Genomic DNA, 1,856 nt, shown 5'->3' with positions numbered 1-1,856 from the left:
GGCCGGAGGGAGGCGGAGCCGACCGGAGGGCCGTCACCGGCGGTCAGCGTCTTGATGAGGCCGCTCTTGCGCTTGGCGCGGAGCCGATAGCTGTCGCCTCGGATCGTCAGCACGTGGCTGTGGTGCAGGAGCCGGTCGAGGATCGCGGTGGCGACCACGGGATCGGCGAACACTGTGCCCCATTCGGCAACGCTGCGGTTCGACGTGATCAGCATGGCGCCGGTTTCGTAGCGCCGGCTGACCAGTTGGAAGAACAGATGCGCCGCGTCAGGTTCAAGCGGCAAGTAGCCGAGTTCGTCGACGATGAGCAGCTTTGGCTTCGACAGCGCGAGCAGTTTCTCGTCCAGGCGTCGCTCGCCGTGCGCCTTGGCAAGGCCTGCGACCAGCGTCGTCGCAGTGGTGAACTGCACGGTGTATCCGGCCAGGATCGCCTCTCGCCCGAGAGCGATCGACAAGTGCGTCTTACCTACGCCTGGCGGGCCGAGCAGCAGCACGTTCTCTCCGTTGGCTATCCAACGTGATGCGGCCAGGTCGCGGATTTGCTTTGGGTCGATCGACGGCTGCGCTTCGAAGTCGAAGCCCGCAAGCTCCTTCACGGCCGGGAAGTGTGCGAGCTTCAGCGCCATCTCGATGCGGCGATGATCCTTGCGCGCGATCTCGCGCTCGCACAGCAGGATCAGCGTCTCACGCGCCGACAGGTTCGCGCGCGCCGCCTCGTCGAGCAGGCTGTCGAGCTGGTCGCGAATGCCGGAGAGCTGCAATCGCGCCAGCATGGCGTCTAGCGGATCGGTTGTTGCTTCAATTACCTTCTTTGCCCGTGCCATCAGAAGCTTCCTCCAATCACGGCTTCGTATTCGGCAAGAGGACGCAACAACGAGGGCGGTGGAGACGATCCCGGTACCGTCGCCGCAGCAATCTCCGGCCGGCGGACCGCGCCGTTGCGACCAGCAACACCATCGAGATGGGCAAAGTCGATGATCCGCAGCCGGCGACCCTCCGATAGCTTGTGCACTGCTACCTGGTGCAATCCATGGCGGATCCGCACTTCGCCGGCCGCGATCGTTACCGCCACGCGCTCGCCAATCAGGCGCCACGGTACCGAGTAGCTGTTCGTGTCGATCTCGACGGCGCAATCATTGCCGACGACGCGGGTCAGTTCACGCAAGGATCCGAACGAAGGCTGCCCGCCGAGCGGCTTCAACCGATGTATCTCGTCGCGCGCGAAGCGGATGATCGGCGCCTCTCCGGTCGTGCCATGGATACGAACGTTTGCAACCTCACGCTCCCACCTGTCGAGATGCGCCTCGAATGCTTCCCAGCTTGGGAAGGAATGACCGGCGATTGCGTTCTTCTTCACGTAGCCGACGCCGTTCTCGGTCTTGCCTTTCGTGCGCGCCCGATATGGTGCGCAGGCGCGAGGACGGAAGCCCCAATGTTTTGCGAAGGCGATCAGCTTGTCATTGAACTGAACCGATCGGCTCACCGCGTCGTGGCGCACCACGAGCCCCCGTGGATTGTCCATCAGCAGTTCCTCGGGCACACCGCCGAGGGTCGTGAATGTGCTCTCGAGCCCGGCAAACCAATGCTCCTGTCTCTCGGCGCGGAACGCACGCACATGAAGCCGTCGCGAGTGGCCGAGCGTTGCCACGAACACGAATGCCTTGACTTTCGCTCCTCCGATCTCGACCAGGCGCTCCCCAAAGTCGATCTGCAGCTGTCGGCCCGGCGGCGTCTCAAACCGCGTCGTCGCCAGAGCCTCCGCCTTCAGCGCCTGGCGATAGGGCTGCACGGCGCGTTGCAGCGTCCGCCGGCTGACTGTTACGCCTTTCTCGGCCAACAGGTCCTGGCGCACCACG

At 64.3% G+C, this 1,856-nt stretch carries 2 protein-coding genes; both read right to left on the bottom strand.

The features are described from left to right. The coding region (gene istB / locus IVA91_RS14595) for an IS21-like element helper ATPase IstB (RefSeq protein ID WP_275996487.1) at nucleotides 1–824 on the bottom strand (824 nt) is incomplete at its 3' end. Next, a partial coding sequence (istA, locus tag IVA91_RS14590; RefSeq protein WP_247458863.1) for an IS21 family transposase occupies nucleotides 824–1,856 on the bottom strand: 1,033 nt, incomplete at its 5' end. The genes istB and istA, both read right to left, overlap by 1 nt.

The sequence above is a fragment of the Bradyrhizobium sp. 153 genome, assembly GCF_023073835.1.
Lineage (GTDB): Bacteria > Pseudomonadota > Alphaproteobacteria > Rhizobiales > Xanthobacteraceae > Bradyrhizobium.
The sequence above is the reverse complement of the archived record's forward strand: the minus strand, read 5'-3'. Positions and strand labels throughout refer to the sequence as shown.